This is a genomic window from Methylophaga sp. UBA5088 (assembly GCF_002414625.1).
GTDB classification, from domain to species: Bacteria; Pseudomonadota; Gammaproteobacteria; order Nitrosococcales; family Methylophagaceae; genus Methylophaga; species Methylophaga marina.
Map to the genome: position 1 here is coordinate 5,440 of NZ_DIAC01000002.1, position 6,066 is coordinate 11,505.

Annotated in this window: 7 protein-coding genes; all 7 read right to left on the reverse strand. The window is 43.8% G+C overall.

The annotated features are described in order from the left end of the window. On the reverse strand, positions 1-272 hold a 272-nt coding region (locus B4K20_RS00230), incomplete at its 3' end, for a hypothetical protein (protein WP_289281432.1). 1 nt (position 273) lies between these two features. Beyond that, the gene (locus B4K20_RS00235) at positions 274-1,365 is read right to left on the reverse strand and encodes a type IV pilus twitching motility protein PilT (protein ID WP_289281433.1); all 1,092 of its coding nucleotides are present in this window, start codon (positions 1,363-1,365) and stop codon (positions 274-276) included. Continuing rightward, the gene (locus tag B4K20_RS00240; protein ID WP_289281434.1) at positions 1,365-2,024 is read right to left on the reverse strand and encodes a hypothetical protein; all 660 of its coding nucleotides are present in this window, start codon (positions 2,022-2,024) and stop codon (positions 1,365-1,367) included. Before B4K20_RS00240 ends, B4K20_RS00235 begins: the two co-directional genes overlap by 1 nt. Then, a complete protein-coding gene (locus B4K20_RS00245; RefSeq protein ID WP_289281435.1) occupies positions 2,021-3,769 on the reverse strand; it encodes a PilN domain-containing protein in 1,749 nt (582 codons plus the stop codon). Before B4K20_RS00245 ends, B4K20_RS00240 begins: the two co-directional genes overlap by 4 nt. Next, the gene (locus B4K20_RS00250) at positions 3,769-4,758 is read right to left on the reverse strand and encodes a type II secretion system protein (RefSeq protein ID WP_289281436.1); all 990 of its coding nucleotides are present in this window, start codon (positions 4,756-4,758) and stop codon (positions 3,769-3,771) included. Before B4K20_RS00250 ends, B4K20_RS00245 begins: the two co-directional genes overlap by 1 nt. Beyond that, positions 4,746-5,531: a type II secretion system protein gene (locus B4K20_RS00255; protein ID WP_289284073.1), complete on the reverse strand. Its 786-nt coding sequence runs from the start codon at positions 5,529-5,531 to the stop codon at positions 4,746-4,748. Before B4K20_RS00255 ends, B4K20_RS00250 begins: the two co-directional genes overlap by 13 nt. A gap of 205 nt (positions 5,532-5,736) precedes the next feature. Next, positions 5,737-6,066 (reverse strand): hypothetical protein (locus B4K20_RS00260; RefSeq protein ID WP_289281438.1); only part of this gene is annotated, 330 nt, incomplete at its 5' end.

The following is a 6,066-nucleotide window of genomic DNA, read 5'->3' on the forward strand; positions in this document are numbered from 1 at the left end:
CGAATACGCAGTTGTCTGCATAGTGTTGGTGACAGGCGTTGTAAACGTTTTTCATCGAGCAGGCATTGTGCGGGACGGATAAACGGGTAGTCATTTAATGCTGCAAAGGCATGGATAAAACGGTTTAGAGGAATACGCAGCTGATAACACAAGGTCGAGAGTTCTTCACGCTGCAAGCGACGTGCTTCCTTGCGTGCCGTTTCATATTGCTCACTGGTGATAAGGCCTTGTTCTAAAGCGGCACTGATCAATGCTTTATCTCTAATCGCCATATTAACGTGCCTTTAATGTTCTTAAGGCTGCTTCAAACTGATCTTTGCGTGATGTCAGTCTGCTGGCAAAATCATGCGAGATAGCACGTTCATGCACCCGTTTTGCTAGAGCATATTCAAAGGTCTGATTCCCGAGAGAACGACCTGTTTCCATAATGGAGCGGATCTGTGAAGGATTATGCTCGCGGATAAGATGCGATACCGCGCCATTAACCATCAAAATTTCATTGATAGGAATACGGCCTTGTTGGTCGGATCGTCTTGCTAATGTCTGTGTCACTACGGCACGTAAACACATTGATAGCTGTTGACGAATGGTGTTTTGTTCATCGCCTGGGAACATACCAATTAAGCGATCGATGACCCCAACTGCATCGTTAGTATGTAATGTGGCAAAGACCAAATGGCCTGTTTCCGCAGCGGTGATAGCCGCATGCATGGTATCAAGATCGCGCATTTCCCCCAGCAAGATGACATCCGGATCTTCACGCATGGCGTTACGAATCGCCTCGGCAAAAGAGGGCACATCCACACCGACTTCACGTTGGTGAATGACGGCTTTTTGGTTGTGATGAATAAACTCAATGGGATCTTCGATGGTAAGAATATGGCAGGGGCGATCTTTATTGATTTCATTAATCAAACTGGCCAGTGTTGTAGACTTACCACTACCCGTTGCACCGGTGACCAACACTAAACCATCTTTCAATTTCACCAATTCTGCAATTTGTGGTGGCAGATGCAGCTTTTCCAGAGAGTGAAACTGACCATCCAACCAACGCACAGCAAAGGCTAAGTTACCGCGCTCAAAATAAGCATTGATACGGAAACGCTCATGTTGCTCGCTACTGTAACCAAAATCACAACTACGTTTATTATGCAGCGTATTCAACTGTTCTGATGACATGATGGCTTCAGAGATAGCTTGTAAATCAAACTGTTCCAGACGTTCAAACTGGGTCTGCTCTTCAGTCAAACCATGTATACGCATCACGGGCGAAGTATTCATTGATAAATGCATATCTGAAGCATGATGTTGAATCATGTAGGCCAGATAGCTTTCGAATTGGGCAAGATGAGAAAGATGTTTCATTACAAGGCCAAGGTCATTTCAATATCGAGCATACGGTTGCCTGATAGGGCAGTGCGATCAGTCGTGTTAATACGAAGACGAGTTAAAACGACGGAATAATTCAGTTGTCCGATTTCTTGTAAAAAACTTTGCAAGGCATAAAAATTGCCCGACACATATAGGTCGTACAAAGGACGTTTTAACTCTCCGCTGGGGGCTTGGCTCAAGGTATTTTGTTTAGCCATTTTGCCTGTCACCATCTGAATCAAATCACCTTGATGTGGTCGTTTGGATATCACCAATAGCCCGTTACGTTCAGCCGTGCGAGTAATATCCGACTGCAATTGAGGGAGAGCGCTGGCATTGGTCAGATCCACAAATACATGCCCCGAACCCTCCAGGCTGGTTTGCTCAGCTTCAATGGTCTTTTCAAGCTTTTTAATATCAGAAGTCTCAATTTTTTTGCCGTTGTACTCGGGGAGTTTGATCGGCTTTTGAGCCCGTTTAATTTGCCGGTCTAACTTTTTATCAATGGAACTAAGCTGGTCTTCAATAATCAGCACTTGTCTATCCAGAGACGCGCCACGGAAGAAAAAATAGGCAAACACAATCAGCACGGCACTGAGTACCGCAATCAATACTTTTTCACGCTGACTGGTATTTTTTAAGGATTCACTCATAACGATGCTCGCTGTTGAATGGTGAACTCAAAGATATAAACACCACTGTAGTTATAGCTATCCTGACCATCGAGTCGGCTTGGGCTATTAAGAATGTATAAATTCAGAGGTTGAAGATTGATTGATAAAACGCGATTGAATTCATCCACACTGTTTTGATCAACGGCACGACCGGTTAAAGTGAACTGATACCAATTCGTTTCATTCAATGAATCGATGATCACGCCATCATTCACGCTGTGGGCCAGAGTTGGCAGTAGCTTCTCAATCACATTCTGACGTTTTATCATCACTGACTGCACCAGCTCTTTTTTGTAATTCAGGCTGTTGAGTTCTTGTTCGAGTGATTTGTACTGTGCGATATTTTTTTCTGCTTTTTTGACATCACTCGCTTGAACGCCCCGATCATCCCCATAGGCGTCGAGTTGTTTCTCTTTGGCGGCAAGCGTGGATTGCAACTGTTGTATCTGCCACTGACGCACACCTTCGTAACCCAGAACAATGACAGGCACCATGGCAGCAGCCATCGAGATACGAAACGCTTTACGTTTATAAATCGGTTCCGGTGGTGGCATGCCTGGAAGAGGCGATACCATCAATGGCGCTAAGCCAAGCATATGTGCGGCACAACCTAGTTCAGCAAGGTGACTGAATTTGCTGTTTTGTTGGGCCGACAATTTGATTGGGCTGGCTTTGGGTAAAAATTGTGGACGCAAGTTGATACCTGATTCCACTACTTCAATAAACTCGACATCCACCCCATCAATATTGGCGACAATCCAATTATCGACTTGAGTAAATTGATGCTCATTGAGTGACTCGATAATAACTTCAGCATCCAGTGGTTGGCTGGAGGCCTTAAACATCATGATATCTTGCAAAACTCCATGCTCAACCACCGCACAAAATGCATAAGCGGGGTGAAACTCAGTGATTAATACACGTTCATCATCTGCATCAATTAAAGGTAAAGTACTACCTGCCATGCTGTAGACATGTTTCAGTTCGAGTTTGGCAAACCCTTTCTGATGACTGAGTTTCTTAAACGCATTGACCCACTGTAAATGCTGAGTGATAGGCATAGCAGAGCACAGGTACGCAGCCTGTGAGGCTGGTTCCCCTAACATCTCGTTATCTAATCCGCCATCGGGTAAGGGACGCCATTGTGTCAATAAACGCTGATCAGGTAATTGCAGTTTTTCCTGAATAGCCAAACATTCAGCAATCTGATCTTGTGTAGCAAAATGCTCTCTTACCGCTATCTCGCCAACGCGCATGGCACTCCGACCGCCATGTTTAACAGAGAGTCTTTTTTCGGTGATGACTAAAGATAGAAGCTGCTCGTACTGAGCGAGATTAATGTAGTGACGCTGATATAAAATCCAGCCCAGATCCCATAAAGGGGATTGATCCGCGACAACACTGTCCATTTCCCATCGCATCATTTCAGCCAGATTCATATCACCTGACACATCTGCACTTTGTGTCATCTCCACACGGCTGGGAATGGTATTGATATGTAATAAAACAGCATCTCGCGGTAAATTTTTGCCAGAGGCATTTTTTAACTGGGTGATCACATCCATCATGGCTGCCAACGGCTCAACCTCGCGTGACGTAGCGCTATGTGTCACGCTTAATTCCTGTTTATTGCCTGTTACAATGCTGGCGTGAAGACCTAAACAATCCGTTTTAAGAACGAGTAATCCTTTACCACTGGGTTTTTTGAGTAATGATTCAAACATCAATTTACCTTCAGTGTAATGGTGGGTTGGGAGGCGCCTGGAATGACTTTGATATAGTCATAGCTTGCCGATGATGGTGCGAGCGAGGCATCTGGATCCACGATCAATAGGTGCTCACCAGCAGGAATATATGTGGTTGAGGCTGTTAATGGAGTACTTTCTTCGCCATCTCTATACCACACGGCAGACTTTGAGCTGAAGCGACCTAATGATAGTAAGCCACCTGATACATCTGTCACGGCAGCGGGTATGTCAGCAGTGAAGTGATAGGTACTCCAGTTATCAGATTCTGCTGAGGCAGTTTGATTTCTAAATACGAGTAAAGCAACGACATGAGAACTCGCTTCTGAGGTATTTGCACTCAGAATGTTAATGTTGAGATCAGCTAAGGTGATTTGCCATTCTCTAGCATCAATGCTTGTTGTGATTTCAGGATAAGCTGAAGTAGAAGGGGGGGAAGCCATTATGGCTAAGCTGGCAGTGGAGCCGCCTTCTGAATTACCAACGACAAGGTTAAATTCATTACCCCAACTGTCTTTTATGACACCATCTGAATCAATGTAGTTATTTATATAAGGGCCAAAGTGACCTTTTCTAATACTAAAAAGGCTCAACTGGCCACTTTTACTAGTTATTTCAAAGTATGGGTGAATAACGTTATTAGTTAGCCAATTTTTTGACCAATTATCGCTATCCGAGAGTAAATCAGCTGTACTCGCCGACGGCAACACACCATTATCAATAATAAAACCTGAATAAAGAGGCATATCGCGATAAGTTTTTTGATGCAATAAAGCATTTTTGATTAAGCGTATCTTTTCTTTTGTTTCTTCGTAACGTAACTGTTGATCTTGTTCATCAATAAATAGCAATGGCGTGCTGGCAACCAAGGCAATAATAAACATAACCAACACTAGCTCAAGCAACGTAAAGCCGCTTTGTTTAGCCTTTAATGATGAATGCGTTTGGTGCGAGGTTAGCGAAGACATAAGACTAGATCATCTCCGCTTGAGCCACACAATTTATCACGTGTGCAATCACCGTCGATTGAACGGTCGCAGCTCATAGGTTCATAGATACCATTTGGGCCCAGGCTGACTATGCGAGGAATGCCATCACCAGGAATGCGTGAGTTCATAAAATCAAGGTCAAACAACAAAAATGGTCGTCCCATTTTGTTTATTCTTGTATCGGCATTGCTTGCTTGTGAATACCACTCAAACAGACAATCTGATGTGTTGATGACAGGACAGTCATTGAAACTTTTAGAAACACCATCAACAACAGGGTAGTGCTCATAACTGTCAGGAATCGCGAGTATCGCTTCGTGTGGGTTTGAATCGATAATTTGAGGGTATCCTGAACCGTTTGTCTTCAGGTCATCACCAATATCCACATACATATACTGGGCTTGTTTTAAATAGGGACCGCGCCAGCCTTGTCGGTAATCTACTGACCATTCGGCTTCACTTACATCGACTTTATTAAATAGAAAATCAAGATCAGCCGGTGTTACACGGTTAGGGGGGAACACAACAGAAATATTTTTATTATCCGAGTAAAAGGCTTCAACCGCTTGCGCTATTTGTTTCATGCTATAGCGGGTTGTTTGTAGTTGGGCATCACTGGCGGTATTACCAAAACTCATAATGGCACTACCGGCCACAATCGCCATAATCGCGACCACAATTACCAGTTCCAGCATAGTGAAACCTGATTGCTTGGATAGAGTGGTATATGGAGACAGGCTTGAGTCAGACATCACAACAGACTTTACTGTTTTACAAAAACGTTTTTAAACAGCAAAAAACAGTTTTGTAAAAAAGACTTTTCGATAAGAAAAATGGTTAACGACATTTGAGTATTCAATCCACATGAACTACAACTTAAAAAGGCTGTGGGTGGGCAACCTCCCACCCACAGCAACTCAGGAGACCTGCTAATCAGGTCATTGGAGTAAGGATGAATTACTCTTCTTGGTTACCACGTGCTTCGGCGATTTCATCATCATAAGCGTCGCCGCCTGCATCAAGAATAGCTACAACTTTAATGTCTTCAATTTCCCACTCTGACTCTTCGTCACAAGTTGTTGAGCCGAATTCATCATCAGCTGTTGAACACTCGCCGATTTGATAAGCAACTGAAAAATGAGCATATTTATCAGGACCAGTATTACCGTCAGATGGTGCACGTGCAATGTAATCACCGATGATGCCTGAGTCAGGTCCAATGCCGAACACAGCCACCACCGCATCCTCTTCAAGGCCTAATTCAGCTGGTTCAGAATAAAATGCTAC

What these genes read in the sequence shown, in the direction of transcription:
- B4K20_RS00245 (WP_289281435.1), bottom strand. Translation starts at nt 3,769, where the DNA reads ATGTTTGAATCATTACTCAAAAAACCCAGTGGTAAAGGATTACTCGTT.
- B4K20_RS00235 (WP_289281433.1), bottom strand. Translation starts at nt 1,365, where the DNA reads ATGAAACATCTTTCTCATCTTGCCCAATTCGAAAGCTATCTGGCCTAC.
- B4K20_RS00250 (WP_289281436.1), bottom strand. Translation starts at nt 4,758, where the DNA reads ATGTCTTCGCTAACCTCGCACCAAACGCATTCATCATTAAAGGCTAAA.
- B4K20_RS00240 (WP_289281434.1), bottom strand. Translation starts at nt 2,024, where the DNA reads ATGAGTGAATCCTTAAAAAATACCAGTCAGCGTGAAAAAGTATTGATT.
- B4K20_RS00255 (WP_289284073.1), bottom strand. Translation starts at nt 5,531, where the DNA reads ATGTCTGACTCAAGCCTGTCTCCATATACCACTCTATCCAAGCAATCA.